This is a genomic window from Mycobacterium sp. 1081908.1 (genome assembly GCF_001673535.1).
GTDB lineage: Bacteria > Actinomycetota > Actinomycetes > Mycobacteriales > Mycobacteriaceae > Mycobacterium.
The window spans coordinates 1-1,326 of the sequence record NZ_LZLY01000024.1 but is presented as its reverse complement, the minus strand read 5'-3'; the positions used below and the strand labels follow the sequence as shown (position 1 = coordinate 1,326).

The 1,326-nt window shown below is 65.9% G+C and carries 1 protein-coding gene; it reads left to right on the top strand.

The window, feature by feature from the left end; genetic code table 11:
• Window positions 1-75: 75 nt before the first annotated feature.
• Window positions 76-1,275: an IS481 family transposase gene (locus A5655_RS04390; protein ID WP_067005953.1), complete on the top strand. Its 1,200-nt coding sequence runs from the start codon at window positions 76-78 to the stop codon at window positions 1,273-1,275.
• Window positions 1,276-1,326 lie beyond the last annotated feature (51 nt).

Genomic DNA, 1,326 nt, shown 5'->3' with positions numbered 1-1,326 from the left:
GGTCTGTGGTTCATTGACATAGAGGACGGATGTCTCCCGACATAGAGGACAGCCCAGTGATCGCGAGGTGTCCTCATGTCGAAGGCCCGTTTGGTTGTCGCCGCTGTCGAATGTGAGCACCGCCCGATCAGCGAAGTCGCCCGGGACTACCGGGTCGCGCGCTCGTGGATCTATGTCCTGCTGGCCCGCTACCGCGCCGAGGGCGAGGCCGGACTCGAGCCGCGCTCACGACGCCCGGCGTCTAATCCGCGCCAAGTGCCCGTCACGGTCGAAGAATGGATCATCAAGCTGCGCAAGCAACTTGGCGAACAAGGCCTCGACGCGGGGCCCCACACGATTGCCGTTCACCTCCACCGCCAGACCGGCACCACGCCCGCGCTGTCCACGATCCACAAGATCCTGCGCCGGCGCGGCTTCATCACCGCCCAACCCCACAAGCGACCCCGCAGCAGCTACATCCGCTTCCAGGCCGAACAACCCAACGAATGCTGGCAGGCCGACATCACCCACTGGCAACTCGCCGGCCCCGATCCGACCGCCGCCAACGGCGCGCAGATCGAGATCCTCAACATCCTCGACGACCATTCCCGCAAAGTTCTGCTCTGCACCGCCCGCACCGTGTTCACCGCGCCGGCCGTACGCGACTGCTTCCGCAACGCCTTTGCCGCCCACGGCCTGCCCGCCGGCGTGCTCACCGACAACGGCATGGTCTTCACCGCCCGACACGCCACCGGCCCCGGCGGGCGCACCGCCCTGCAAACCGAACTGGCCACCCTGGGCATCGTCTTCAAAAACTCCCGGCCCTACCACCCCCAGACCTGCGGCAAGGTCGAACGCTTCCACCAAACCCTCAAAAAATGGCTCACCCGCCAACCCCGAGCAGCCAGGATCCCCGACCTACAAGCCCAGCTGGACGCCTTCACCGAGTACTACAACACCGTGCGCCCCCACCGCTCCTGCGATCGCCACACCCCACAACACGCCTACCACGCCCGACCCCCCGCCGGACCCGCCAACACCCCGCCCGGCATCCACTGGCGAGTGCGCACCGACCGCGTCGACACCTACGGCAAACTCACCCTGCGCCACGCCGGACGCCTCCACCACATCGGCATCGGCCACCGCTGGGCCAACACACCCGTCCTCATGCTCATCGCCGACCTCAACATCCGCATCATCGCCACCCCCCACGGCCAACTCATCCGCGAACTCACCCTCGACACCAGCCGCGACTACCAACCCCAAAACCAGAAAACACCCCCAGCCAACAACTGAAGGTGTTCACTATGTCGCGAGACATCTGTCCTCGATGTCTCGCGACATCAC